Below are 24,874 nucleotides of genomic sequence, written 5' to 3'. Positions count from 1 at the left end.
CACACCATACGAACCCCGCCGGCAGCGTCACCGGACGACCGCCACAACGAAAGAGAACCCCCATGGATCCCCTGCACCTCCGCTCCGCCGGCACCAGCCTGGTGATCAGCTTCGACAGCGGGGAGGCCGAGGTCATTCACTGGGGCGCCGATCTGGGCGCTTCGCTTCCCGATCTGGCCATCCTCGGCGAACCGATCCCGCCTTCCGCCATCGACGCCGCCGTCCCCGCTGGGCTGCTTCCGCAGGCATCCTCGAGCTGGCGCGGACGCCCGGCCCTCCGGGGGCACCGGATCGCCGACGGCTTGCCCGGCTACGACTTTTCCGTCCGCCTCCGCGTCACGGACGTCAGGACCGGTGGAAGTTCCGCCGTGATTGTTCAGTCCGATCCGGACGCCGGCATCACCGTTGAATCCACGCTGGAACTGCACGACGGCGGGCTGCTGGAAATGCGCCACACCGTCACCAACAACGGCACTTCCCCCTTTCAGCTCGACGAACTGGCCACCGTGCTGCCGGTGGCTCCCGACGCCGTCGAACTCCTTGACCTGACCGGACGCTGGTGCCGTGAACGCCACCCGCAGCGCCGGCCCGTCCAGCAGGGCACCTGGGTGCGGACCGGCCGCCACGGCCGCACCGGCCACGACTCCTCCCTGCTGCTGGCCGCCGGCACGGCAGGCTTCGGCAACCGCCACGGCAAGGTCTGGGCCACCCACCTTGCCTGGAGCGGAAACCATGAGCAGTTCGCGGACAGCATTGGGGACGGACGGACCGTGATCGGAGGTTCCGAGCTTCTGGGTCCCGCCGAAGTGGTCCTCCAGGCGAACGGCAGCTACACCACTCCCGCTCTCTTCGCGGCCTACTCGGACCGTGGCCTGGACGGCATCAGCGAAGCTTTTTACAGCTGGTTCAGGAGCCGGCCGCACCACGTGCTGCCTGCGCCGTCAGCCGTTTCAGGAGCAGGCACTGCGGGCACCGGCAAGGCCCGGCCTGTGGTGCTGAACGTCTGGGAAGCCGTCTACTTCAACCACGATCTCGGCACGCTGGTCGAACTGGCCGATTCCGCGGCGGACCTGGGGGTGGAGCGCTTCGTGCTCGACGACGGTTGGTTCCGCGGCCGCCGTCACGACCAGGCAGGCCTGGGCGACTGGTACGTGGATGAAGGCCTCTGGCCGGACGGCCTCACGCCCCTGATCGACGCCGTCACCTCCCGCGGCATGGAATTCGGCCTCTGGGTGGAGCCCGAAATGATCAACCTGGACTCGGACATCGCACGCGCCCACCCGGACTGGATCGTTGGGCCCGCCACACGGTCCCACAAGGACGGCGGCCGGCTGCCGTTGACCTGGCGCCACCAGCACGTCATCGACCTGGTCAACCCCGAAGCCTGGCAGTACGTCTTCGACCGCATTGACGCACTGTTGCGCGAAAACAACATCAGCTACCTGAAGTGGGACCAGAACCGGGACCTCACCGAGCACGGCCACGCGGGGCGCGCCTCCGTGCACGAACAGACCCTGGCCGCCTACCGCCTCTTCGACGAGCTCAGGAAAGCCCATCCCGGCCTCGAGATCGAGAGCTGCTCCTCCGGCGGGGCACGCGTGGACCTGGGCATCCTGGAACGCACGGACCGGATCTGGGCTTCGGACTGCAACGATGCCCTGGAACGCCAGACCATCCAGCGCTGGACAGGGCTGGTGGTGCCGCCGGAGCTGGTCGGAGGACACATCGGCCCCACCACGTCCCACACCACGGCCCGCACGCATGACGTTTCGTTCCGCGCCATCACCGCCTTCTTCGGACACTTCGGCCTCGAGTGGGACGTCCGCCAGGTCCACGGCGCGGAGCGCGAAGAACTCAAGCGCTTCATCGGGCTCTACAAGGAGCACCGCGGCCTGATCCACTCGGGCCGGATGGTCCGGGCGGATGTTGCCGACGATTCTCTGATGCTGCACGGCGTCGTTTCCCAAGGCTCCCCCGTAACGGGAGACACGGCAGCACTGTTCGCGCTGGTCAGCACCAGGACCTCGTTCGCGGAGCGGCCGGGCCGCATCACCGTTCCGGGACTGGACCAAGACCGCAGCTACCGCGTGGAGGCCATCTTCCCGACGCCCGGTGATGCTGACTACGCGCACAACTTCACTCAGGCGCAACCTCCGGCCTGGCTGGCCGAGGGTGCAGAAGCCAGCGGCCGGTTCCTGGCCGAGGTGGGCCTGCCCATGCCCGTCCTCAACCCGGAGCACGCCCTGCTGCTCAGCTTCCGGGCCGTGTAGCGTCAACGCGTCCCACAACAGCCTGCCGGCCGGGTACCACCCGGCCGGCAGGCTGTTTGTTTTCCATGACCGCTTAGCGGGCGCCGGTGAGGACGACTTCGAAGGTGCTGGCCCCGGGTACGCCGAACTTCGCATTGACCACGGCGAGAGTGCCGCCAAACAGGGCCGCCGTCGTCGGGACCTGGAAGTCAGGGCTGGTAATCACGTCCCTGACCTCGAAGGAATCCAGCCTGGAGTCCAGCCGGACGCGGCTCACCTGGTTGAGCATGTTCTGCACGGCCCACAGGGTGTTCCCCCTCGCCACGATGCCATCCACGTTCGGGAGCTTGGCGCCGGCGATCTCGGCACTGGAACCTGACTCCGGGTCCACCGTGTACAGGGCCTCGTTGGCGGTGTGGGCCACGATCAGGGTCCGGCCGCCCCGGACGGCCGCTATGCCGTTAAGGTTGAAGTCCCCCGGAGTGGCCGCTGCCGGTCCGGTCAGTTCGAGCGTTTTGGCCTCCCCCGGTTTGCCGTGGCGGTCCGCCGGGACGAAGTACAGCTCGCCCTTGAGGGAGTTGGTGAACCAGGCACCGTCGGGGGTCACTGCGACATCATTGATAAACGCCGGTTGCGTGGTCAGCTGGTAGGTGGCCACGGTCTTTCCTGAATCCGTGTCGTAGACATAGGCCTGGCCGGTGGTGCCACCGGCAACAAAGAGCAGGCCGTTCTCCACGTCCACCTTCATGCCAACGGCCATCCGGCCATCGGGAACGTCAATATAGAGCCTGGCGGTTCCTCGGCGAATGTCTCCGCGGAAAATGTCGCCTTTGAACAGGTCCCCGGCGAAGAAGGTGGTGCCCTCTCCTTCGGCAATGCCCTCGGCGGACGAGGCCCCGGGAAGCTCAATGACCTTGTCATCGCCCTTGGCTGACGGCGGGCTGGCAGAGGCCAGCGGCGCCGGAATTATGAGTGCTGCGAGGGCTACAAGTCCCACGGCGGCACGGCGAATTGCTTTTGCTGAATCCACATTTTTGTAGCGCATGATGACGCTCTCTCCAGATCGGGCTTTCCGCGCGAGCTGACCGGTACGGGAGCTCCGCACGATGGTCCTTCAAGTCTAGGCACCGCCCCGAAGGGTGGCCAGAGTCGCGGGGAATTGCGGGCCCCGGGCCGCGGGATGCGCCCGTCCGGCCGTGCGCCCGGCCGGCCGTGCCAAGATGAACCATGACCGATTCGTGTGAAGTCCTGGTGGTCGGTGCCGGGCTCGCGGGGCTCCAGTGTGCCCGCGAAATGCAGGCTGCCGGGCGTGATGTGCAGGTGTGGGAAGCAGCCGACGACGTCGGAGGCCGGATCCGCACGGAACAGGTGGACGGCTTCCTGGTGGACCGCGGGTTCCAGGTGCTGAACCCCGCCTACCCGGCCGTCCGCCGCTGGGTTGACGTGGGCGCGCTGGAGCTGCAGCCTTTCGGCGCCGGGCTGGGCGTCCGGCGCGATGCCGGTTTCGCCGTGCTGGCCCACCCGCTGCGCGAACCCCGGCTGATCGCCCGGACCCTTGGCAGCGGCATAGCCACGCCGCGTGATGCGGCGGCCCTCCTCCGCTGGGCGGCTCCCGCATTTGTCCGGTCCTGGGGGCATTATGACGACGGCGGGCGTCTCGACGGCGGACGTCGCGCCGGCAGGCGCCTTGCCGGCCGCCTCCTCACCGGAAAGTCCGAGCGGGATGTCGCGCTGCGGCAGGCGCTGGACGAGGCCGGCTTTTCGGGCGAACTCCGCCGCGTGGTGGAGCAGTTCTTCGCGGGGGTTCTCCTGGAAGACGACGGCAGCACCTCCAATGACTTCGCCCGGCTCCTGCTGCGCACTTTCGCGTTAGGCGTGCCTGGGCTGCCGCGGCTGGGCATGCAGGCGCTCCCCAGGCAGCTGGCGGCTTCCCTTGCCGCCCCGGTGCGCACCCGGACCAGGGTGGAGTCCATCCGGCGCGAGGGCGGTTCCCTGCTGGTCCGGGCCGCCGGCGCCGAGCTCCGGGCGGAGCAGGTGGTGCTGGCCACGGATCCTGTCAGTGCCGGGCCCCTGGCCCGTGGATACAACGACGGCGGGCCGGCGGCAGGCGGCAGCGCGGCGGGTGGCAGCAGGCCGGCCATGAAGGGCGTGCTGACGCACTGGTTTGCGGCGAGCGAGCCGCCATCGCGGCTCAACATGCTCTGCGTCGATGCCCGGGAGCCTCGCGGGGGGCCTTTGGTCAACACCGCCGTCGTTTCCAACGCGGCGCCCGGGTACGCACCCGCGGGCAGGCATCTGGTGCAGACGTCGGCACTGTTCGGCGCGGGACGGCCGGTGCCCGGTGAAGACGAGGTCCGCCAGCACGCCGCCGAGATCTACGGTTCGGACGCGACAGCCTGGGAACTGGTGGCCAGGCACGAAGTGCCCCAGGCCCTGCCCGTCCAGCCGCCTCCGCTGGCTTCTCCGCTGCCGGCCGAGGCCTCGCCTGGCCTCTTCCTCTGCGGCGACTACCGCGCCACCGCTTCCATCCAGGGTGCCCTCGCCAGCGGACACCACGCGGCGCAGGCGGTCCTGCGCCCCGACTTCGGCTAGCCGCATGCGGTTTTCAGTGTCGCGGCACATCACGGCGTCCGCCGCGGACGTGTGGGAGCTGCTCACCGACGTCGGGCGCTGGCCGGACTGGGGGCCGTCAGTAACAGGTGCCGTACTCGATTCGCCCTGCCTCAAGGCCGGCAGCACCGGCCGGGTGCGGACGCTGCCCGGCATACGCCTGCCGTTCACTCTGACGGAATTCGACGCGGGCCGGTCCTGGTCGTGGTCGGTGGCCGGCGGGGACCGGTTCGCGGTCGGTGCCCCCGGCCGGACGGCCGGGTGACAGCCGTAAAGAACGACGCACGCCGCCCGCAAAGCGATAGATTGGCTGACATGACTGAAGCCTCCACCGCCGCCGACGCCGGCCGCGGCACCATCCTGGTCCTCAACGGGCCCAACCTGAACCTGCTGGGTACCCGGGAACCGGAGAAGTACGGCACTGCCACGCTGGCCGACGTCGAACAGCTGGCCAAGGATGCCGCCGCAAGCTACGGGCTGGAGGTTGAATGCTTCCAGTCCAACCACGAGGGCGCACTGGTTGACGCCATTCACGCAGCCCGCGGCAAGGCCATCGGCATCGTCCTCAACGCCGGCGCGTACACGCATACTTCCGTGGCCATCCGCGACGCCATCTCCGCTGTACAGCTGCCTGCTGTGGAGGTCCACATCACCAACGTCCACGCCCGCGAGGAATTCCGGCACCATTCCTACCTTTCGGACATCAGTAAGGCCGTGATAGCCGGTGCCGGGGTCATGGGCTACCGGTTCGCCGTCGAATACCTCGCAGAACTGAACGCCGGCAAGGCCTGACCATGGACACGGCGGACTGGTACCGGAACTTCGGGACTGTCGATGCTCCGTCTTCTTCGCCCTGCTACGCCGAATGGTCGCTGGGAATCGCCGACGATCCGGAACTGATCCGCCGCATCGAGCAGTGGCCACACAACAAACGCCAGCCGCTGCTGATCCTCGCTGCCGCCCGGTTCCTCGGCGCGGGAATCACCCCTTACCCCGGGTTCCGGGAGTTCCTGGACGCGAACTGGGGCGAGGTATCCCGGATCGTGCTCTCCCGTGCCACCCAGACCAATGAGGCCGGCCGCTGCGCCACGCTGCTGCCCTCCCTCGCAGGCATCGCCGCGGCCTCGGGCCGACCGCTGGCCCTGATCGAGGTGGGCGCCTCCGCAGGGCTGGCGCTATACCCCGACAAGTACGCCTACGAGTACCACCGCGGGCCGTCCGTGACCCGGCTGGCCCCGCAACCGGACGCGGCCCGGCCCAGGGCGGATGAGCCTCCGATGCTGCGGTGCACGGTGCAGGGCGCCGTTCCGCTTCCCCCACGGCTCCCGGATGTGGTGTGGCGGGCGGGGATCGACCTGAACCCCCTGGACATCAACAACCCCGACGACGTCGCCTGGCTTGAGGCCCTGATCTGGCCGGAGCAGGACTTCCGCCGTGAGCGGCTGCGCCGGGCCATCGCCATCGCGCGGCAGGATCCGCCCCTCCTGGTGGCGGGCGACCTCAACGAGCAGCTGGTGTCATTGGCCGGCCAGGCCCCGCCGGACGCAACCCTGGTGGTCTTCCACAGCGCGGTGATGGCCTACCTCGACGCCCCACAGCGGGAAGCCTTCCGGGCCACCATCGGCACTCTTGCGGCAGAGCGGGGCTGCCACTGGCTGTCCAACGAAGGCCACACGGTGATTGCCCAGGCCGACGGCTCGGTGGTGGTGCCGGAAATGGACGATGCCCGCCTGCGCGGCAGGTTCCTCCTCCTCCAGGACGGCGTACCCGTGGCCGTTGCCGGCCCCCACGGCCAGACCCTGGAGTGGCTCTAGGGTTCCGGTCGGCGGCCTACTTCTGGATGCACTGCCCGGATGAAACGGGGCTGCTCAGCCCTGCCGCCTGGGCGGCCACCGGACCGAGGTCGTCCATGGTGATGGCGAAGCCCAGATCGGCATCCGAGGTTGCCTTGGCGAAGATCACACCGGCAACCTGGCCTTCGGTAGTCAGGAGCGGACCGCCGGAGTTGCCCGGCTGGACATCACCGGCAAGCCGGTACACATCTTCGGGTGCCGCATTGCTGCCGTAGATGTCCGGGACAAGAACGGTGGTGATGTCCTGCACTGTTGCCGGCTTGGACTGGAACGGCCCGCCGTGCGGGTAGCCAGCGAAAGCGGCCGGGCTGCCGGCAGGAAGGTCGGCGCTCAGCTGGAGCGGGGACGACGGCAGTCCGTCCACAGCAAGGACCGCAAGGTCATGCTGGCTATCGAAGTAGACCACCCGGCCGGGCATGGCTCCCCCGCCGGGAATCTCCACCACCGGCTGCGACACGCCCGCCACCACATGGGCGTTGGTCACAACGCGCCCCGGCGACACCACAAAACCGCTTCCGGTCTGGTTCTGGCCGCACTGGTAGGCGGTCCCGGCGATTTTCAGGACGGACTCCGCTGCCCGGTTCAGGGCAGGCGTGTCCGTGCTGGCGTTGGGAATGGCCACCGGCTGGCCTTGTCCGAGTCCCTCGATGAGCGTAGGGATGCCGTCGCCGATCACGGTGGAGCGCAGCTGCGCCACGGCCGTTTTCACCGGCACGGGCGTCAGGCCGTCGATGAAGCGGATGACCTTGGACTCAGCAAGTTGCTGGGACACGAACGGAACGCCCAGTGCGCTGATGCTGAAGGACAGCATGGACATGACGAGCGCTGCCACCACCACATTGACTCCGCCGCCCACCAGCCGGTCCATGGCCCGCAGGGGCTGGATCCGCACGGCGCTGCGGATTTTGCGGCCGATCATGGTTCCCAGGGCGTGCCCCAGGACAATGAGCACGACGGCGGCGGCCACGATGGCGGTGAGCCGCCATCCGCTGTCCTCCACCAGGTTGCTGACGACGGGCACGGAAACAAATGCGGCCACGGCTCCAACAACAAACCCGGCGATGCCGCCGAGGGTCACCAGGAAGCCATTGCGCAGGCCGTAAATCAGGTACGACAGCAGCACCAGGATCAACGCCAGGTCCAGGATGGTCAAGCCGAACACACGGGCTCCTCACAAAACAGGTAAGCCCTAATTCTAGGGGCGGACCCTGGCAGTTTGCCGACGACGGCAGGGCGTCCCGGCAATCGGCAAGATGCCCGGTAAACCCCGATCCCGCCGTCGTAATCTGCCGTCTATGGTCCCCGTGGGTGCCTTCAAGGCGCCGTTTCGGGCGTTTCGCGTGCCAAGTACGTCACAGAACCTTCAAAATTCTGAAACAATGGCTGAAGCGCCCCAGCCGACACATTTACTCAGGAGATTTCATGGACATCGAGGTATTGCGCCGCGCACCCCTATTCGCCACGCTCGACGACGAGGCATTCCGCCTGCTGACGGACGAGCTCACGGAGGTGGACCTCTCACGCGGAGCCTCGGTTTTCCGCGAAGGCGACCAGGGTGATCAGCTCTACTTCATCGTCTCCGGCAAAGTGAAGCTCGGCCGCACGTCACCGGACGGCCGCGAGTCCCTGCTGGCAATCCTCGGCCCGGGGGAACTCTTCGGTGAAATGGCCCTCTTCGATCCGAGCCCCCGCACGGCAACCGCGACCGCTGTCTCGGAGACCCGCCTCGCCGGCCTGAAGAACGAGAGCCTCAACGCGCTCCTGCGCACCCGCCCGGAGGTATCGGCCCAGCTCCTGCAGGCCTTGGCCCGCCGCCTGCGCCGCACCAACGATTCCCTGTCCGACCTCGTGTTCTCCGACGTCCCGGGCCGCGTGGCCAAGGCGCTGCTGGACCTGGCCGACCGCTTCGGCCGACCGGCTACCGACGGCGTCCTGGTGGCACACGAGCTCACGCAGGAAGAACTGGCCCAGCTTGTGGGCGCGTCACGCGAAACCGTGAACAAGGCCCTGGCCGAGTTCGTGCAGCGCGGCTGGCTCCGCCTGGAAGCCCGCGCCGTAGTCATCCTGGACATGCAGCGCCTCCGCCAGCGCTCCCGCTAGTCCTCACAACACCCTTACAGCGCATGCAGAAGGCCGGCCCGTGGTAACGGAGCCGGCCTTCTGCAGGTTCACCGACCGGGGTGTTAGACCCCGGTCGGCTTAGCGCTCACGCTGAGGCTCTCCTGCCACGGTTTTGGCGGCTTCGACTTCGAGCATCAGCTTGCCGTCTTCTTCGACAAGCTTCGGCTGGTACACGTGCGGCTTGCGCTTGTAGCTCAGGTAGGCGATGCACCCATTGGCGGCCGCCATCTTCTCGAGCATGATTTCGGAGCCGGGAACCAGCAGCTGGCCGAGTTTCAGGCCCACCGTGTTTTCCTGGCCCACTTCATCTCCCAGGGCGGTGGTATCACGTTCTGCGATAACCCTGCTGGCGCATACCCACCGGCCCCATACGCCCTTGCTTCCCAAGAGCGTGGGCTGCTGGTTCACGGGCACCGTGGCGGCAAAGTAGCGGGTGTTGAAGCGGCGGTGGGCAAAGTCAGGGCTGAGCCAGTTGACCAGCGGCTTGAGCAGGTCGGTGCGGATTGACAGCCCGCGTTTGGCCAGCACGTCCGTGAAGGACTTCTCCTGTTCGGCCACGGCAATCCTGGCGCGCATCCATTCGGGGGTGGAGGTGGCTTCCACCGTGGTGGAGAAGTCCGGGCCGGCGAGGAGGACGCCTGTTTCTTCAAAGAGTTCGCGGATGGCCCCCAGCACGTGGCGGCGCGCCAGCCCGACGTCGGCCGTTCCCATCTGTTCCGCCCAATGCTGCGGCGTAGGGCCCAGCCAGCCGACGGAGTCGTCGTCGGACGCCTCCAGGGAGCCGCCGGGAAAAGCGAGGACACCGAGCGGGGACGAACCCGGCCGGTAGCCCAGCCAGGTTTCAAGCCCTGTGGGAGAGTCCCGCAACAGGACAACGGAGGAGGCGTAGCGTGCGGCGCGCGGTGTCCGCTCGCCATGTTCGAGCCAGCTTTGTGCTGCCCCCTCAAGATCGGGAGGCAGCACAAACAAGCGACGGGCTAACTGGGGCAAGGGAAGTGACCGGCCTTAGCTAAATTCGGCGATCAGTTCGACTTCCACCGGCGAGTCCAGCGGCAGCACCGACACGCCGACGGCGGACCGCGCATGCTGGCCGGCATCGCCGAGGACCTTGCCCAGGAGTTCGGACGCGCCGTTGATGACTCCCGGCTGCCCGGTAAAGGTGGGATCGGAGGAAACGAAGCCCACCACCTTGACGATCCTGGTGATGCGGTCGAGGTCGCCGATCACGCTCTTGACTGCGGCCAGGGCATTGACGGCGCAGACAGCGGCGAAGCGCTTGGCGTCCTCGGGAGAAACCGTGGGCTCGTCGGCGTAGCCCTCGGTGCCCGTGGACACCTTGCCCGTAGCTTCGAGTTTGCCGTTAATAAAGGGCAGCTGGCCGGACGTATAAACATGGTTGCCGGAGATGACGGCCGGAACGTAGGCGGCCACCGGGGCCGCAACGTCCGGAAGGACCAGTCCCAGCTCCGCCAGACGCTGTTCGACGGCGGAAACCGGTGCTCCGTTTTCCGCTCCGGAGGCCGGATTTTCGGCGTGGGCCGGGGTTTCCGGCGCCGTGCCCGCAGGGCTTGTCATAACTACTGCTTCTCCCTCTTAAGGTAGGCAACAAGGCCGTTGCCGTCAGGACCGGTGACTACCTGGACGAGCTCCCAGCCGTCCTCTCCCCACTGGTCCAGAATCTGCTTCGTGGCGTGAATAATGAGCGGAATCGTGGCGTACTCCCATTTGGTCATGAGCTAAAGACTAGTCCTTGCCGGTAAAGTGGAAAACATGGCGACTGGTAAGAACCCTTTATTCGACACGGCCACCACCCTCGGAAAGATCCTTGCTTTCCTTGGCGTGAGCGCTATTTGTGGTGTCCTGGTGGCGGGCCTTCTGGTCCCTGCGGCGGCCGTTTCCGGCAGCACGGCGAGCGGATCCATCGAGTTCTTCGACACGCTCCCGGCAGAGCTGCAGGTTGATCCGCCCAGCCAGTCCACCAAGATCCTCGCCTCTGACGGCAGCCTGATCGCCAACCTCTACGCTGAAAACCGCACCCGCGTTGCACTGGACCAGATGTCGCCATACATCAAGGATGCAGTGATCGCCATTGAGGACAGCCGCTTCTATGAGCATGGCGGTGTGGACACCACCGGCATCATGCGCGCACTGGTCAGCACGGCCCGCGGCAACAAGCAGGGCGCGTCCACCATCACGCAGCAGTACGTGAACAACGTCATCAATGCCTCGCTGGAAGCTGAAGGCAATACCGAGGACATCAAGCTCAACGGTGTGAACAAGGGCGTGGGCGACAAGCTCCGCGAGATGAAGCTGGCCATCGCCCTGGAGAAGAAGTTCACCAAGGAGCAGATCCTTGAGGGCTACCTCAATATCGTCTTCTTCAACCGGGATGCCTACGGCATTGAAGCGGCTTCGAAATTCTTCTTCAGCACCACCGCGAAGGACCTCACCCTCCCGCAGGCCGCGCTGCTGGCCGGCGTAGTGAACAGCCCGTCGTTCTATGACCCCATCACCAACCCCGAGAACGCGAAGAACCGCCGCGACCTGGTGCTCAAAGCAATGTACACGCAGGGCAAGATCAAGCAGCCCGAGTACGAAGCAGCGGTGGCCGCACCGGTGGAAACCAAGGTCACCCCGGCCCGCCAGGGTTGCGCCTACGCTTCTACCGCCCCTTACTTCTGTGATTATGTCCTGCACCTGCTGCTGAACGATCCGGCCTACGGCGCCGACGCCACGGAGCGCGAGCGGAAGATCTTCCGCGGTGGCCTGACCATCACCACCACCCTCGACCCCAAGGCCCAGAACGCGGCGCAGGCCCAGGTGGACGCGTCGGCCGGAGCCAACCCGGACAAGTGGGGTGCGGCGGTGGTTTCGGTCCAGCCGAACACCGGCAAGATCACCAACATGGCGCAGAACACCGTATGGTTCGCCGGGGACGGCAAGTTCGACAGCCAGCTCAACTTCAGCGTTGACCAGTACGACTCCAACGGCAACGACCTCAACGGACTCGGCGGCGCCCAGCCGGGTTCAACCATGAAGCCGTTCACGTTTGCCGAGTGGCTCAACGAGGGCAATTCGATGAACACGATCCTGAACGGCGCGGTTCGTCGCTATCCGCAGAACTTCCCGTGGAAGAACACGTGCCAGACCCCGACCGTTGGCTGGTACGACAGCACCAACGGCGAATCCACGGACCTCCAGAACGCGGAGCCGAACTACTACAAGTCAATGACGGTCCTCGACGGCCTGGCCAACTCGATCAACACCATGACGTTTGCCACCGCCGCCAGGGTGGATCTGTGCGGAATCCAGAAGGTCGTGGACGCGGTTGGCCTGCACGAAGGCCTCCCGCAGAGGGACGGCGACGGCAAGATCACCAACCCGACGCCGCCCATCACCATGACGACGCTCGGTAACCTCCTCGGTTCCAGGCAGACGTCGCCGCTGGCGATGGCAAGCGCCTTCGCCACGTTCGCGAATGACGGCAAGTACTGTGCCCCGATCGCCATCACGTCGGTCACGGACCAGACCGGCGCCCAGCTCCCGGCCCAGTCCACCAATTGCCGCGATGCCCTTAAGCCGGAGGTCGCCCGCGGCGTGAACTACGCCCTCCAGGAAGTCCTCAACCGGGGCTCCGGCTCATTGATCCAGCCGCGGATCTCCACGAAGACCAACTTCCCCATCGCTGCCAAGACCGGTACCTCCAACAACAACGGCTCGACGTGGGTGGTGGGACACACTACGGGCCTGGCCACCGCCGCGTGGTTCGGTGACGCGCTTGGAACGCAGCAGCGCGCGGGTCAGAACGTTACCGTCAACGGCAAGTTCTACACCGGAATCGACGGTTACATGATCGCCGGGCCGATGTTCTCGAACTTCATGTCCCAGATAGCGCCCGCATACGGCACCAACCCCTTCACTGCACCGCCGTCGAACATGGTCAATGGAACGCCCACGCGGCAGACCACCCCGACGACGCAGAGCACGGCCCCGGCACCGGCGCCGGCACCCACCACCGAGGCTCCGGCTCCGGCGCCCAGCAACAAGGACAACGGCAAGGGCAACGGGTAGGGCACCGATGGGGGACAACACAACGCTGGCAGGCCGCGCCCGAAGCATCGGACGCGGCCTTGCCGTCACTGCGGCAGCCGGCGCCGCGGCCGGCATGGCAACGGCAGGGTACGGGCTGTGGGAAAAGAACCAGTTCGTCCTGCGCGAGGAAACCGTGCCCGTCCTTCCCGCCGGTTTCGGTCCGTTCCGGATCCTGCACCTGAGCGATATCCACTTCGTCCCGGGTCAGAAACGGAAGGCGCAGTGGCTCTCCTCCCTGGCGGAGCTGAAACCGGACCTGGTGGTCAACACCGGCGACAACCTCAGCCACGTCAAGGCGATCGACCCGCTGCTGGAGGCGCTGGGACCCCTCCTGCAATTTCCCGGCGTCTTTGTGCCCGGTTCCAACGACTACTTTGCACCGACCCTGAAGAACCCGGCGTCCTATCTGATGGGGCCGTCAAAAGCCCAAAAGAACCCCGTGGAACTCGACTGGCCAAGGCTGCGCTCCTACTTCGGGATGTCCGGCTGGGTGGACCTCACCAATCGAAACCAGTCCGTGGTGCTGAAGGGCCTGCGCTTTGACTTCTCCGGTGTGGACGATCCCCATCTCAAGTTGGAGCGCTACGCCGGCTGGCCCCGCGGGACCAAGGGTCAGGACAACACGCCCCACCTGCGCGTGGCGGTCATCCACGCGCCCTACCAGCGCGTGCTGGACCATTTCACCGAGGACGGCGCGGACCTGCTGCTCGCCGGCCACACCCACGGCGGCCAGATCTGCCTGCCCGGGTACGGCGCCCTGGTGTCCAACTGCGACCTCCCCACGTGGCGGGCCAAGGGCCTCAACGACTGGGAAAGCAATGGACGCACGACGCCGGTCAACGTCTCCGGCGGAATCGGCACCTCGCGCTTCGCGCCGGTACGGATCGCCTGCCGCCCGGAGGCCGTACTGCTCACGCTGACGGAGCGCTGAGCGACCAGGTTTCGCCAGGCTCGGCCAAGGGCCCATTACAAAACGCAATGACTGGGGAAGATCCCTGTACCCCGCGGGGACCTGTGAACGACGTCACGCCATGGCATAGGGTAGTTGCTAAAGGAAACTACATTCTTAGTTGAGCTTTAAGAAGCGGGCATGGCCAAGCAGACTCCATTTTTCACGTCAATCAGCCGACTCTATCCCCATGTAAGGCCGATCATCCCCCGGCTTGTTATGGGACTCCTCTGCGCCCTCCTGGCCAGCATCGTGGCCCTGGCCATCCCGCAGGTGCTGCGGGTGCTCATCAATGATTCGCTCCGGCCGGGCGGCGCCACGGACGCTGTCTGGACCGCATCCCTGATTATCCTGGGGCTTGGTGTCGCCGAAGCAGGGCTGGTTGCCCTCCGCCGCCAGTTCGTGATCAATCCCGCAACCACCGTGGAAACGAGGATGAGGGTTTCGCTCTACGGGCACCTCCAGGACCTGACGGTCTCCTTCCATGACCGCTGGGGATCCGGGCAGCTCCTTTCCAGGGCCATGACGGACCTCAACTTCCTGCGGCGCTGGATGGCATTCGGTGCCATCATGCTGGTGGTGACCACGCTGACGGTGGTGATAGGCGTCGTCGTGATGTTCTCCATGAGCTGGCAGCTGGCACTGATCTTCCTGGCAGCCGCCGCGCCCATTATGGTTTACGGTTTCCGGTTCCGCACGCGGTTCAGCAAGGTGGCCCGCCGCAGCCAGGACCAGGCAGGCGACCTCGCCACCACCGTGGAGGAATCGGTGCACGGCATCCGCGTACTCAAGGCCTTCGGCCGCAGCCGCGAAGCCCTGGAAAACTTCAACGAACAGGCCGAGGAACTTCGGCAGACCGAGATCGCCAAGGCCAAGCACCTTGCCGCCTTCAGCATGGTGGTCACCCTCCTGCCGGAACTCGCACTCGGCGCCGGGCTGGTGGTGGGCGTCATACTGGCTGCGGACGGACAGCTCAGCATCGGTGCCCTGGTTGCGTTCTTCGCCACCGCAGCCGTCATTGCCGCTCCCGTGGAATTCTGCGGCATGCTGCTGGCGATGGCACTGACCGCCAAGACGGCCATCGACCGGCACTTCGAAGTCATGGACGCCGCCAACACCATCACCAGCCCGGCACAGCCCCGGCAGCCCGCGCAGCTCAAAGGCGCCCTCAGCTTCAACGCCGCGACGTTCGCGTTCGAGGACGCACCGGACAAGCCCATCCTCAAGGACATCAGCCTGGACATCCGCCCCGGCGAGACCATGGCCCTTGTGGGCATCACCGGCAGCGGCAAGAGCGCACTGCTCCAGCTGGTCCCCCGCCTCTACGACGTCACCGCAGGCTCCATCACCATCGATGGCGTGGACCTGCGGGAGTTCTCCGTGGAACAGCTGCGCACGGTGGTGGGCGTGGCCTTCGAAGACACCACTTTGTTCTCCAGTTCCGTCCGGGACAACGTGCTCCTTGGAGCACGTGATCGGAGCCAGGAAGCGCTGGAGGAAGCTTTGGACGTTGCCCAGGCACACTTCGCCTACTCCCTGCCTGACGGCTTGGACACGCTGATTGGCGAGGAGGGCCTCAGCCTGTCCGGCGGCCAGCGGCAGCGAATCGCCCTGGCCCGGGCCATCGCCGCGAAGCCCAAGGTGCTGGTGCTGGACGATCCGCTGTCCGCCCTGGACGTCAACACCGAAGAACTCGTCGAAGCCCGGCTGCGTGAAGTGCTTGCCGACACCACCACACTGATTGTCGCCCACCGGCCGTCCACTGTGGCACTGGCAGACCGGGTGGCGCTGCTCGAGGACGGCCGGATCGCCGCCGTCGGGACCCACGCCGAACTGCTGGCCCGCAACGAGCACTACCGCTACGTGATCGCCAGCCTGGAAACGGAGCCCCGGGACCTGGATTCCGAATTGTCGGACCTCTCAGAATTAAGCGACGAGTCCGAGGAGATTTCCCGATGACCACCGCTACCTTCGGCACCGCCAACGAGGACAACGCCCACCTGAGCAAAAGCGAAAGCAAAACCGTACGACGGCGGTCGCTCGCGTTGCTTGGGTCCCTGATCCGTCCCGTCCGGCTGAGGTTCTGGCTGACCATCACCATGGTGGTCCTGTCGCAGGCTGCCCGGGTGGCCGGCCCGGCGTTAATCGCCTTTGGCATCGACCACGCCCTGCCGGCACTGCGGGCCGGGGACAACTTGCCGCTGGTCCTCACCGGCGTGGCGTACCTTGCCGCGGCGGTCGCCACCGCAGGCCTCACCGCCTTGTACGTGACCTCGACGGCGAAACTGAGCCAGGCGATGCTGCTGGACCTGCGGGTCCGCGTCTTCCGGCACACACAGCGGCTGAGCCTTGAGTTCCACGAGAAGTACACGTCCGGCCGGATCATCGCCCGGCAGACGTCCGACCTCGAGGCGCTGCGTGAACTCCTGGACTCGGGCGTCAGCTCGCTGGCCTCCGGGATGCTGTTCATGCTGTTCACGGCCATCACGGTGTTCGCCCTGGACTGGCGCAGCGGGCTCATTGTGCTGGCCGCGGGCGTGCCCATGTACTTCCTGGCGCGCTGGTACCAGAAGCACTCCCAGATCGCCTTCCGCGAGTCCCGGGTGGTGTCCGCACGCCTGATCGTGCACTTCGTCGAGACCATGACAGGCATTCGTGCAGTGAAAGCCTTCCGCAAGGAGCGCGAAAACGCCGACCGCTACGGCGAACTGTCCGAGGACTACCGCAAGGTGACTGTCCGCTCCATCAACCTCAACGGCGTCTTCCAGCCGGGCCTGGTGCTGATCGGCAACGTCTGCGTCGCGGTGGTTCTGCTCTTTGGCGGTTTCCGTGTGCTGGGCGGGGACCTCGCCGTGGGGGTCCTGCTGGCCCTGATCCTGTCCACCAAGCGTTTCTTCCAGCCGGTGGACCAGATGGCCATGTTCTACAACTCCTTCCAGAGCGCCCAGGCAGCCCTTGAGAAGGTATCCGGCCTGCTGGAGGAGGTTCCCACCGTGCGGCCTCCGAAGAACCCCGTAGCGCTTCGCGACGCCCGCGGCACCATCGACTTCAGCGGCGTGGAGCTCCGATATGGCGACGGGCCGGTCATCATCCCCAGGCTGGACCTGCACATTCCGGCCGGGCAGATCGTGGCCTTGGTGGGCCAGACCGGCGCCGGCAAGTCCACGCTGGCCAAACTGATTGCCCGCTTCTACGACGTGTCCCAAGGGTCGGTGACACTGGACGGCGTGGACCTGAGGAGCCTCACCACCCAGGACCTGCGCCGGAACGTGGTGATGGTGACCCAGGAGGCCTTCCTGTTCAGCGGATCCGTGGCGGACAACATCGCACTGGGCCGGCCGGAAGCTTCCCGCGAGGAGATCGAGGAGGCCGCCCGCGCAGTTGGCGCCTACGAGTTCATCATGGAACTGCCCGAAGGCTTCGACACTGACGTGAACAAGCGCGGCGGACGCGTCTCGGCCGGCCAGCGCCAGCTCATCAGCTTTGCCCGGGCATTCCTGGCCCGCCCGGCAGTGCTCATCCTGGACGAGGCCACCTCCTCGCTGGACATCCCTTCAGAGCGCCTGGTCCAGAGCGGCCTGGCCGGCCTGCTGGAGGGCGTGGCAGGGGACGACGCCGGCCGGACGGCCCTGATCATCGCACACCGGCTGTCCACGGTGGAGACCGCCGACCGCGTCCTGGTGGTCCACGACGGACGGGTGGTGGAGGACGGCACGCCGGAGGAATTGATCGGCGGCGGCGGGCGATTCGCGGAGCTGCACGGGGCGTGGAAAGACTCACTGGTGTAGCTCCCGCGGGGCGTCCGGGCGCCGATTTCACATGGGGGCCGGAATCGGATACTCTTGTGAAGTTGCTTTTGAAGCAACGGATCGGGATGTGGCGCAGCTTGGTAGCGCGCGTCGTTCGGGACGACGAGGTCGCAGGTTCAAATCCTGTCATCCCGACCAAAAGCAAAGAGGGTCTTCCATTCGGAAGGCCCTCTTTGCTTTTGGTCGGGCGGACTGCCGGCCGTGGCCTCAGAGGCCCTCAAACGTGGATCGCTGGCTGGACTGGCCGTCGCCCAGCAGTGGAACCCGCGGCCGGTTGGAGCCGTCGTCCTCCCGGTAGTCTCCCCGCGTTTCATAGGTCTGGACCTGGTTCATGTACCGGTGCCTAAGCCGGAGTCCGTTGGCAAAGAGCACCAGCGCCTCCAGCAACGACGCAATAGGCGCGCTTCAAGTCATTCGGTTCCCTGCGGTTCATGACACTCCCCTTGCGTCGTTTGGCCAAAAAAATAGCCCCGGGACATGGTTCGCGCATGTCCCGGAGCTGGTGGTCCCTTGCGGGAGGTTAATCAGCGGCTACATCGGATCCGGCCAGTTGCCGATGGACGCCTGGTACGACATGGGATCCGGCCAGTTGCCGATGGCCTGAACGAACTGCATGGGGTCCGGCCAGTTTCCGATAGCGGTGGTGCTTCCCAGCTGATCCGCCCAGTTGCCGATCGGAGCTGCAGACAACATTGCGGGGGCTGCGGCTGAAAATGCCAGTGCGCCAGCCAAGGCGGCGGCGGCTGCGATCTTCTTCAACATTAGGTTTCCTCAATACGAGTCGGATTCGTTACAAAGTCAGCACTGCCCTTGTTGACATACATTGTAAAATGTTTTCCACAGAGACTGTCAAGCATTTGGTATAAAGACTGTCCGGAATAAGGAGGAAACCCGTGGGGAACGGATTCGGGGAGAAGCTCCGCGCCGAACGACTCGAACGTGGGTTGACGCAAGCAGAACTGGGAAAGGACCTTTATTCTCCCAGCTACATCTCCCTCTTGGAAACAGGTCGGCGTGAACCTACCGCCGATGTTATCGAAGAGTTAGCCCGCAGGCTGGAGCTGGCCCCCAAAGCACTGGAAGCGTGGAGCCAGCCGATCTCGGTCAGCGACGCCGAGTATGTTCTGGCCGGTCTCTACGCCCGGCAGGCCTGGGACCTGCGGGATTATCCGCTGGCGGCGGCGCACGCCGCCACAGCCGCCCAGATAGCCCTCGAGGGCAAAAACACCAGCGCCTGGTGGAACATGACCTACATGCAGGCGGAATGCCTCATGAAACAGGGCCAGCTGCAGGAATGCCAGAACATCATGCAGCACCTCCTGGAGCACCCGATGGCCACCGAGTCCGCCGGCCTGGGCGTGCGCGCCCGCCAGATGCTCGCCGCGGTGTGCCACGGCCAGGGCCAGCTGGCCACCGCCGTCGAGCATGCCCAGAAGGCCGTAGAACTCTGCGCGCAGCTGCCGAAGGGGTCAACGCTGATCATCGGCGCCCTGCGCGCCCTGATTGGCGCTCTGGCCGAAAGCGGCCGGCTGGACGAAGCCTGGACCTACTGCCAGGCGATGAACGACCAGATGGACGACCAATCCATCTCGCAGCTCGCCGGCGAGGTTGCCTGGGTGATTGGCAACGTGGCCTTCATGCGGCATGACTATCCCGAGGGCATCAAATACCACGAACGCGCCGCCAAGCTGCTCTCACCCGCCAATGACATTGAACTGTGGGCCCGCTTCAACAAGGCCTCCGCAGCAGTCCGGCTTTCCTCGGGCATCGTGGAACCGGAGACCCTCTCCGCCATCGAACGCGCCGAACTGGCCCTGTCCATCGTGGGCGGGAACAAGACCGACCAGCTGGAAGTCGCCTTCATCCGCGCGCGCTGGCTGTACCTGACCGGTGACATCCCGGCCGCCGTGGAGAAGCTCCGCGAAATCCACGCCGAGCGGAAGGCCCTGGCCCGCCACACGGCAGGCGAAGTGTCGCTCCTGCTGGGGAAGTCACTCAAGGCCGCCGGGGAATCAGACGAAGCACTCGTGCTCCTCGAGGAAGCACAGCAGGAATTCAGCGCCGCCGGGGCCTCCGACCGCGTCCAGCAGGCCATGGACGCGGTGCTGGAGATCAAGCTCGCCCAGCGGCGCGCAGCGGCTGCCCAGGCAGCTGCTGAGGCCAGCTAGGCGAACCCGGCCCTCAATAAACTTCCACTTAGACGAACGCCCGTCCGGTGAGCTTTTCGTACGCCTCGACGTAGCGGCCGCGCGTTCGGCTCACCACGTCCTCCGGCAGGGCCGGCGGGGGGACGTCCGAGGCCCGGTCCCAGCCGGACTCGGCGGAGGTCAGCCAGTCGCGGACGTACTGCTTGTCGTAGGACGGCTGGGACTTGCCCGGCTCGTACGTGGCCGCGTCCCAGAAGCGCGAAGAGTCCGGGGTGAGGACCTCGTCACCCAGGGTGATGACGCCGGTGGATGCGTCGAAGCCGAACTCCACCTTGGTGTCGGCCAGGATGATGCCGCGTCCGCGGGCGATTTCCTCGGCCTTGGTGTAGATCTTCAGCGTCAGCTCGCGCAGGCGGCCGGCAACATCCTCGCCCACCAGGCCCACCACGGCGTCATAGGTGATGTTTTCGTCGTGCTCCCCCACCTCCGCCTTGGCCGAGGGCGTGAAGATAGCTTCGTCGAGCCGGGAACCGTCCACCAGGCCCTCCGGCAGAGGGATGCTGCACACCGTGCGGGACTTCTGGTATTCCAAGAGCCCGGAGCCGGTGAGGTAGCCGCGGGCAATGCATTCCACCGGGAACATATCCAGCTTCTTGCAGATCATGGCGCGGCCCTCGACCGCGGCCGGGACGCCGTCCTCCACGGTGGATGCCAGCACGTGATGCGCGACGCCGAGCTGGTCGAACCACCACAGGCTCAGCTGGGTAAGGATGCGGCCCTTGTCCGGGATTTCGCTCGAAAGCACGTGGTCGTAGGCGCTGATGCGGTCGCTGGCCACCACCAGGACGCAGTCCTGGCCGAACTGCCGGGCGAGGGAATCATCCGCGGGTACGTAGAGGTCCCGGACCTTGCCGGAGTAGACATGGCGCCAGCCCGGAAGGTCCGGAGTGGCGGTGTCCAGTCCGGCTTTGGGGGCTCCTTCAAGGGGGGAATTCTCGGTCATGCTATGCCTTCGCCTTCGTGACGGGCAGCGACCCTGTCGCGCCGGACGAGACCTTGATCTCGCCGCGGGCCGCCTTGCGCCCGATGTCGGTGCGGAACTGCCCGCCTTCAAGCTGAACCAGCTCCACGCCGTCGTACGCACGTTCGCGGGCCTCCACGAGGTCCGTTCCCAGCGCAACCACGGCGAGCACGCGGCCCCCGGCGGAGACCACTTTGCCTTCCTCGTCCAGCTTGGTGCCGGCGTGGATCACGTGGACGCCTTCCAGCTCGTCAACCTTCTTGAGCCCGCGGATGCGGTCACCGGTTCGCGGCGTGTCCGGGTAGTTTTCGGAGGCGACGACGACGGCGACCGCGGTGTCCTTGGACCAGCGCAGCTCTTCCGCCTTGTCCAGTTCGCCCTTGGCAGCTGCCAGCAGCAGCGCACCAAGCGGCGTCTTGAGCCGGGCCAGGACCGCCTGGGTTTCCGGATCGCCGAAACGGACGTTGAATTCGATGACGCGGGTGCCGCGCGAGGTCAGGGCCAGGCCCACGAACAGCACGCCGACAAACGGGGTGCCGCGGTGCGCCATCTCGTTGACCGTGGGCTGCGCCACACGGTCAATGACTTCCTGGACCAGGCCTTCCGGGGCCCACTCCAGCGGGGTGTAGGCGCCCATGCCGCCGGTGTTGGGGCCTTCGTCGTTGTCGAAGATGCGCTTGAAGTCCTGCGCCGGGGAGAGTGCCACCGTGTTCCGGCCGTCACAGAGGACGAACACGGAAACTTCGGGACCGTCCAGGAACTCTTCGATCACCACGGAGCCGCCCGCGTCGAAGCAGCTCTGGGCGTGGGCCAGGGCTTCGTCGCGGTTGTTGGTGACAACGACGCCCTTGCCGGCGGCCAGGCCGTCGTCCTTGACCACGTAGGGGGCGCCGAAGGTGTCCAGCGCGTCGGCGGCTTCCTCGGCGGTGCTTGCAACGCGCGCCATGGCGGTGGGGACGCCGGCCTCGGCCATGACCTGCTTGGCGAACGCCTTGGATGCCTCCAGCTGGGCGGCCGCCTTGCTGGGTCCGAAGACGGGAATGCCGGCTGCGCGGACGGCGTCGGAAACTCCGGCGGCCAGGGGCGCCTCGGGACCGACCACCACGAGGTCCACACCCAGCTTGGTGGCCAAGGCAGCAACGGCGTCCGGGTCATTGCCGTCAATGGCGTAGGTGGGGACCAGCTTGCCGATGCCCGCGTTGCCCGGAGCCGCGTGGACTTCGGAAACGTTGGGGTCTGCAAGCAGGGAGCGGACAATGGCGTGTTCGCGGCCACCAGGGCCAATGACGAGTACCTTCACAGTCTCCAAGGGTACTTTGTGCACCCGGTCCGGTCCTAAGCCGTGACCTGCCCCCGTCAATCCTTAACGGCCGCAGCTACGAACCCCCGGCATGAAGAAGCTTACGAACTGGCTCAAGGGCCCCACTGCACTGGCAGCGCTGGCAGGCGTGGCCGCGGCCGCCGTCGTACTTTCCGTTGCGGAACTGATCGGCGCCTTCTTCACGGCGCGGGCAACGCCGCTCATTGCCCTCGGCTCAACCTTTATCGATTTCACACCGCCGTGGCTGAAGGATTTTGCCATCGCCACGTTCGGCACCAATGACAAGGCGGCGCTGTTCGCTGGCATGGGGCTGACCATCTTCCTGCTCGCTTGCGTTCTGGGCGTGGTGGCGTACCGGAAGTGGGCGCTGGGCGTGGCCGGCGTCCTGCTGATGGGCGCCGTCATTGTCGCCAGCGTGGTCACCCGGGCCAGCGTGGAACCGCTGGACGCCCTCCCGTCGCTGATCGGCACCGCCGCCGGGCTGGTGGTGCTGCGGCTGCTGATCACGCGGCTGTGGCGGATGCGTTCATGGCCCGCCGTCGCCGCGGATGTTGCCGCCAAGGACACCGAACGCCCGGCCACCACCCGGCGCGCCTTCTTCGCCGCCAGCGGGATCACTGCCGTGGCCGCTGCCGTCGCGGCCACCGGCGGCCGGCTGCTCAGCGCGGCACGGAGCAATATTGCCCAGGCCCGCGAATCCCTCCAACTGCCGTCGCCGGCCAAGGCAGCCCCCGCTGTCCCGGCGGGCGTCCAGTCCGCCGCACCGGGGGTTACATCGTGGATTACCCCCAACAACGAGTTCTACCGGATCGACACCGCCCTGAGCGTCCCGGAAATTAATGCCGAGGAATGGGAGCTTCGCGTCCACGGCCTCGTGGAGCAGGAAGTCACCCTGACGTTCCAGGACCTGCTCGACGCCGAGCTGATCGAGTCCCACGTAACCCTCACCTGCGTGTCGAATCCCGTGGGCGGAAACCTGGCGGGCAACGCCAAATGGCTGGGTCTGCCCATCCGCGAGGTCCTCAAGATGGCCCGTCCCAAGGACGGGGCGGACATGGTGCTGTCCACCTCCGAGGACGGCTTCAGCGCCTCCACTCCGCTCGAGGTGCTGCAGGATGACCGGGATGCCATGCTGGCGATCGGCATGAACGGCGAACCCCTGCCGCTGGAACACGGCTACCCCGTCCGTATGGTGGTCCCCGGCCTGTACGGATTCGTCTCAGCCACCAAATGGGTGGTTGACCTGGAAGTCACCCGCTTTGCTGACAGCAAGGCCTACTGGACGGACCGCGGCTGGTCCGAGCGCGGCCCCATCAAGACCATGGCCCGGGTGGAGGTGCCCAAGTCCTTCGCGCAGGTCCCGGCCGGCAAGGTGGCCATCGGCGGCACCGCCTGGGCGCAGACGCGCGGCATCACGAAGGTGGAGGTGCAGATCGACAACGGGCCTTGGACGGAGGCCGTGCTGTCCACCGAAGCATCAGTGGTGACGTGGCGGCAGTGGTCGTTCGAATGGGACGCCACCCCCGGGCCGCACTACATCAAGGCCCGCGCCACGGACGGTACCGGCGAGGTCCAGACGGACAAGCGCGCCGATCCCGTGCCCGACGGCGCCTCCGGCTGGCAGTCGGTCATGGTGACCGTGCAATAGCCCGGGTTTCAGGCCACGGCACCATAGACTTTAGCCATGCCAGAAAATCCGCATGCCACATTCACAGTGGAGTCCGCCGTCGAACTGGCAGTCGTGGAACGCAGCGGTTTCGTCGAATCCCGGCACATCGGCTCAGCCGTGGTCCTTGCCGCTGACGGAACGGTGGTCACGCAGCTCGGCGACATCACCACCCCCATCTACGCCCGCTCGGCGCTGAAGCCGCTGCAGGCCCTGGCGGCCATGCAGTCCGGGGTTCCCCTGCGCGGCGCACAGGTTGCCCTGGCCTGCGCCAGCCACACGGGCTCCCTGGACCATATGGACGTGGTGGAGGGGATGCTGAAGGCCGCGGGAGTCAAGGAAGAGCAGCTGCAGTGCCCCGCTGCGTGGCCGCAGGACGAGAACGCCCGCCACTGGCTGATCCGGTCCGAACAGGGCAGGTCCAAGCTCGCGTTCAACTGCTCGGGCAAGCACGCCGCGTTCCTCTGGTCCTGCACGGAAAACGGCTGGGACACCCACAGCTACCTTGAGCCCAACCATCCGCTGCAGCAGCGGGTCCGCTCCGCGATCGAGGAGTATTCCGGTGAGCGGATCGCGCACCTGGGGATCGACGGCTGCGGTGCTCCGGTGGCAGCCATCTCCCTGACCGGGCTGGCACGGGCCTACTCGCGGCTGGCCAAGGCACCCGGTGACAAGAATTCCAATGCGCGCGCCGCCACCATCGCGACCTCCATGCTGGACTACCCGTGGGCTGTCCAGGGCAAGGGCGAGCCCAACACGATCGTGATGGACGAACTGCAGATCATCGCCAAGATCGGTGCGGAAGGCGTCCTGGCCATGGCCACCACCACGGGCGTTTCCGTGGCCATCAAGGTGCTGGACGGAAACCTGCGCGCCACCACCCTTGTGGGCCTGACCCTGCTGGCCGCCTCGGGCGCGGTGGACATTCCGGGCGTCTCCAGCGTGCTGGAAAAAGTAGTGGAACCCGTGCTCGGCGGCGGACGGCCTGTCGGCAAGATCCGGCTGGGCCATGCCGTCTCGGCGCTGCTGGACTGAC

At 66.4% G+C, this 24,874-nt stretch carries 22 protein-coding genes and 1 tRNA gene; 14 read left to right on the top strand and 9 right to left on the bottom strand.

Features of this window, described 5'->3' with window-relative positions; translation table 11 throughout:
* The first annotated feature begins 62 nt into the window (after positions 1–62).
* On the top strand, positions 63–2,270 hold the full coding sequence (locus ACFVWT_RS00510) for an alpha-galactosidase (protein WP_390244253.1): 2,208 nt from the start codon (positions 63–65) through the stop codon (positions 2,268–2,270).
* A gap of 73 nt (positions 2,271–2,343) precedes the next feature.
* Here ACFVWT_RS00510 and ACFVWT_RS00505 read toward each other — a convergent pair whose 3' ends face one another.
* A complete protein-coding gene (locus ACFVWT_RS00505) occupies positions 2,344–3,294 on the bottom strand; it encodes an SMP-30/gluconolactonase/LRE family protein (protein ID WP_390244252.1) in 951 nt (316 codons plus the stop codon).
* A 182-nt stretch (positions 3,295–3,476) separates the two neighbouring features.
* On the opposite strand from ACFVWT_RS00505, the gene ACFVWT_RS00500 reads away from it, so the two are divergent.
* The 4 genes from ACFVWT_RS00500 to ACFVWT_RS00485 are packed head-to-tail and all read left to right on the top strand — an operon-like array spanning position 3,477 to position 6,673.
* Complete coding sequence (locus ACFVWT_RS00500; RefSeq protein WP_390244250.1) at positions 3,477–4,841, top strand: NAD(P)/FAD-dependent oxidoreductase; 1,365 nt, start codon at positions 3,477–3,479, stop codon at positions 4,839–4,841.
* A 4-nt stretch (positions 4,842–4,845) separates the two neighbouring features.
* Positions 4,846–5,124, top strand: a complete 279-nt coding sequence (locus tag ACFVWT_RS00495) for an SRPBCC family protein (RefSeq protein ID WP_390244248.1) — start codon at positions 4,846–4,848, stop codon at positions 5,122–5,124.
* A gap of 50 nt (positions 5,125–5,174) precedes the next feature.
* The gene (aroQ, locus tag ACFVWT_RS00490) at positions 5,175–5,651 is read left to right on the top strand and encodes a type II 3-dehydroquinate dehydratase (RefSeq protein WP_390244246.1); all 477 of its coding nucleotides are present in this window, start codon (positions 5,175–5,177) and stop codon (positions 5,649–5,651) included.
* A 2-nt stretch (positions 5,652–5,653) separates the two neighbouring features.
* The gene (locus ACFVWT_RS00485; RefSeq protein WP_390244244.1) at positions 5,654–6,673 is read left to right on the top strand and encodes a DUF2332 domain-containing protein; all 1,020 of its coding nucleotides are present in this window, start codon (positions 5,654–5,656) and stop codon (positions 6,671–6,673) included.
* A 16-nt stretch (positions 6,674–6,689) separates the two neighbouring features.
* On the opposite strand, the gene ACFVWT_RS00480 is transcribed toward ACFVWT_RS00485, so the two are convergent.
* The gene (locus tag ACFVWT_RS00480) at positions 6,690–7,874 is read right to left on the bottom strand and encodes a MarP family serine protease (RefSeq protein WP_390244242.1); all 1,185 of its coding nucleotides are present in this window, start codon (positions 7,872–7,874) and stop codon (positions 6,690–6,692) included.
* Positions 7,875–8,134: 260 nt separating this feature from the next.
* On the opposite strand from ACFVWT_RS00480, the gene ACFVWT_RS00475 reads away from it, so the two are divergent.
* Positions 8,135–8,812 (top strand): Crp/Fnr family transcriptional regulator, encoded by a 678-nt coding sequence (locus tag ACFVWT_RS00475; protein ID WP_011693220.1) that lies wholly within the window; start codon positions 8,135–8,137, stop codon positions 8,810–8,812.
* 99 nt (positions 8,813–8,911) lie between these two features.
* On the opposite strand, the gene ACFVWT_RS00470 is transcribed toward ACFVWT_RS00475, so the two are convergent.
* The 3 genes from ACFVWT_RS00470 to ACFVWT_RS00460 are packed head-to-tail and all read right to left on the bottom strand — an operon-like array spanning position 8,912 to position 10,566.
* Complete coding sequence (locus tag ACFVWT_RS00470) at positions 8,912–9,823, bottom strand: NUDIX hydrolase (RefSeq protein WP_390244240.1); 912 nt, start codon at positions 9,821–9,823, stop codon at positions 8,912–8,914.
* 15 nt (positions 9,824–9,838) lie between these two features.
* The gene (locus ACFVWT_RS00465; protein ID WP_390244238.1) at positions 9,839–10,408 is read right to left on the bottom strand and encodes a RidA family protein; all 570 of its coding nucleotides are present in this window, start codon (positions 10,406–10,408) and stop codon (positions 9,839–9,841) included.
* Between the two features lie 2 nt (positions 10,409–10,410).
* The gene (locus ACFVWT_RS00460) at positions 10,411–10,566 is read right to left on the bottom strand and encodes a DUF4177 domain-containing protein (RefSeq protein WP_011693223.1); all 156 of its coding nucleotides are present in this window, start codon (positions 10,564–10,566) and stop codon (positions 10,411–10,413) included.
* A gap of 37 nt (positions 10,567–10,603) precedes the next feature.
* On the opposite strand from ACFVWT_RS00460, the gene ACFVWT_RS00455 reads away from it, so the two are divergent.
* From ACFVWT_RS00455 to ACFVWT_RS00435, 5 genes are all read left to right on the top strand, one after another.
* Positions 10,604–12,904, top strand: coding sequence for a transglycosylase domain-containing protein (locus ACFVWT_RS00455; RefSeq protein WP_390244236.1), 2,301 nt, complete (start codon positions 10,604–10,606; stop codon positions 12,902–12,904).
* Positions 12,905–12,911: 7 nt separating this feature from the next.
* Positions 12,912–13,856, top strand: a complete 945-nt coding sequence (locus tag ACFVWT_RS00450; RefSeq protein WP_390244234.1) for a metallophosphoesterase — start codon at positions 12,912–12,914, stop codon at positions 13,854–13,856.
* Between the two features lie 159 nt (positions 13,857–14,015).
* A complete protein-coding gene (locus ACFVWT_RS00445) occupies positions 14,016–15,833 on the top strand; it encodes an ABC transporter ATP-binding protein (protein WP_390244232.1) in 1,818 nt (605 codons plus the stop codon).
* Positions 15,830–17,662: an ABC transporter ATP-binding protein gene (locus tag ACFVWT_RS00440; RefSeq protein WP_390244230.1), complete on the top strand. Its 1,833-nt coding sequence runs from the start codon at positions 15,830–15,832 to the stop codon at positions 17,660–17,662. Before ACFVWT_RS00445 ends, ACFVWT_RS00440 begins: the two co-directional genes overlap by 4 nt.
* Positions 17,663–17,744: 82 nt before the next feature.
* A tRNA-Pro gene (locus ACFVWT_RS00435) sits at positions 17,745–17,821 on the top strand.
* Between the two features lie 69 nt (positions 17,822–17,890).
* On the opposite strand, the gene ACFVWT_RS00430 is transcribed toward ACFVWT_RS00435, so the two are convergent.
* Entirely contained in the window at positions 17,891–18,016 is a 126-nt protein-coding gene (locus ACFVWT_RS00430; protein WP_390244228.1) for a hypothetical protein, read from the bottom strand.
* 198 nt (positions 18,017–18,214) lie between these two features.
* Positions 18,215–18,445, bottom strand: a complete 231-nt coding sequence (locus ACFVWT_RS00425; protein WP_390244226.1) for a hypothetical protein — start codon at positions 18,443–18,445, stop codon at positions 18,215–18,217.
* Between the two features lie 131 nt (positions 18,446–18,576).
* Between ACFVWT_RS00425 and ACFVWT_RS00420 the strand changes: the two genes are divergently transcribed.
* Positions 18,577–19,851 carry a helix-turn-helix domain-containing protein gene (locus ACFVWT_RS00420; protein WP_390244224.1) on the top strand — a complete coding sequence of 425 codons (1,275 nt, stop codon included), beginning with the start codon at positions 18,577–18,579 and terminating at the stop codon, positions 19,849–19,851.
* 28 nt (positions 19,852–19,879) lie between these two features.
* Here ACFVWT_RS00420 and ACFVWT_RS00415 read toward each other — a convergent pair whose 3' ends face one another.
* Entirely contained in the window at positions 19,880–20,833 is a 954-nt protein-coding gene (locus tag ACFVWT_RS00415) for a phosphoribosylaminoimidazolesuccinocarboxamide synthase (RefSeq protein WP_390244222.1), read from the bottom strand.
* Position 20,834: 1 nt separating this feature from the next.
* Positions 20,835–22,151 carry a phosphoribosylamine--glycine ligase gene (gene purD / locus ACFVWT_RS00410; RefSeq protein WP_209748161.1) on the bottom strand — a complete coding sequence of 439 codons (1,317 nt, stop codon included), beginning with the start codon at positions 22,149–22,151 and terminating at the stop codon, positions 20,835–20,837.
* 91 nt (positions 22,152–22,242) lie between these two features.
* Here purD and ACFVWT_RS00405 point away from each other — a divergent pair, with 91 nt between their 5' ends.
* The gene (locus ACFVWT_RS00405) at positions 22,243–23,820 is read left to right on the top strand and encodes a molybdopterin-dependent oxidoreductase (protein WP_390244220.1); all 1,578 of its coding nucleotides are present in this window, start codon (positions 22,243–22,245) and stop codon (positions 23,818–23,820) included.
* A gap of 36 nt (positions 23,821–23,856) precedes the next feature.
* The gene (locus ACFVWT_RS00400; protein ID WP_390244218.1) at positions 23,857–24,873 is read left to right on the top strand and encodes an asparaginase; all 1,017 of its coding nucleotides are present in this window, start codon (positions 23,857–23,859) and stop codon (positions 24,871–24,873) included.
* Position 24,874 lies beyond the last annotated feature (1 nt).

Origin of the sequence: Arthrobacter sp. NPDC058288 (genome assembly GCF_042880995.1) — a bacterium.
Classification (GTDB): domain Bacteria; phylum Actinomycetota; class Actinomycetes; order Actinomycetales; family Micrococcaceae; genus Arthrobacter.
The sequence above is the reverse complement of the archived record's forward strand: the minus strand, read 5'-3'. Positions and strand labels throughout refer to the sequence as shown.

Bases quoted from the DNA above. Each gene is read 5' to 3' on its own strand.
- ACFVWT_RS00510 (WP_390244253.1), top strand. From the start codon at position 63: ATGGATCCCCTGCACCTCCGCTCCGCCGGCACCAGCCTGGTGATCAGC.
- ACFVWT_RS00505 (WP_390244252.1), bottom strand. From the start codon at position 3,294: ATGCGCTACAAAAATGTGGATTCAGCAAAAGCAATTCGCCGTGCCGCC.
- ACFVWT_RS00500 (WP_390244250.1), top strand. From the start codon at position 3,477: ATGACCGATTCGTGTGAAGTCCTGGTGGTCGGTGCCGGGCTCGCGGGG.
- ACFVWT_RS00495 (WP_390244248.1), top strand. From the start codon at position 4,846: ATGCGGTTTTCAGTGTCGCGGCACATCACGGCGTCCGCCGCGGACGTG.
- aroQ (WP_390244246.1), top strand. From the start codon at position 5,175: ATGACTGAAGCCTCCACCGCCGCCGACGCCGGCCGCGGCACCATCCTG.
- ACFVWT_RS00485 (WP_390244244.1), top strand. From the start codon at position 5,654: ATGGACACGGCGGACTGGTACCGGAACTTCGGGACTGTCGATGCTCCG.
- ACFVWT_RS00475 (WP_011693220.1), top strand. From the start codon at position 8,135: ATGGACATCGAGGTATTGCGCCGCGCACCCCTATTCGCCACGCTCGAC.
- ACFVWT_RS00465 (WP_390244238.1), bottom strand. From the start codon at position 10,408: ATGACAAGCCCTGCGGGCACGGCGCCGGAAACCCCGGCCCACGCCGAA.
- ACFVWT_RS00460 (WP_011693223.1), bottom strand. From the start codon at position 10,566: ATGACCAAATGGGAGTACGCCACGATTCCGCTCATTATTCACGCCACG.
- ACFVWT_RS00455 (WP_390244236.1), top strand. From the start codon at position 10,604: ATGGCGACTGGTAAGAACCCTTTATTCGACACGGCCACCACCCTCGGA.
- ACFVWT_RS00450 (WP_390244234.1), top strand. From the start codon at position 12,912: ATGGGGGACAACACAACGCTGGCAGGCCGCGCCCGAAGCATCGGACGC.
- ACFVWT_RS00445 (WP_390244232.1), top strand. From the start codon at position 14,016: ATGGCCAAGCAGACTCCATTTTTCACGTCAATCAGCCGACTCTATCCC.
- ACFVWT_RS00440 (WP_390244230.1), top strand. From the start codon at position 15,830: ATGACCACCGCTACCTTCGGCACCGCCAACGAGGACAACGCCCACCTG.
- ACFVWT_RS00430 (WP_390244228.1), bottom strand. From the start codon at position 18,016: ATGAACCAGGTCCAGACCTATGAAACGCGGGGAGACTACCGGGAGGAC.
- ACFVWT_RS00425 (WP_390244226.1), bottom strand. From the start codon at position 18,445: ATGTTGAAGAAGATCGCAGCCGCCGCCGCCTTGGCTGGCGCACTGGCA.
- ACFVWT_RS00415 (WP_390244222.1), bottom strand. From the start codon at position 20,833: ATGACCGAGAATTCCCCCCTTGAAGGAGCCCCCAAAGCCGGACTGGAC.
- ACFVWT_RS00405 (WP_390244220.1), top strand. From the start codon at position 22,243: ATGAAGAAGCTTACGAACTGGCTCAAGGGCCCCACTGCACTGGCAGCG.
- ACFVWT_RS00400 (WP_390244218.1), top strand. From the start codon at position 23,857: ATGCCAGAAAATCCGCATGCCACATTCACAGTGGAGTCCGCCGTCGAA.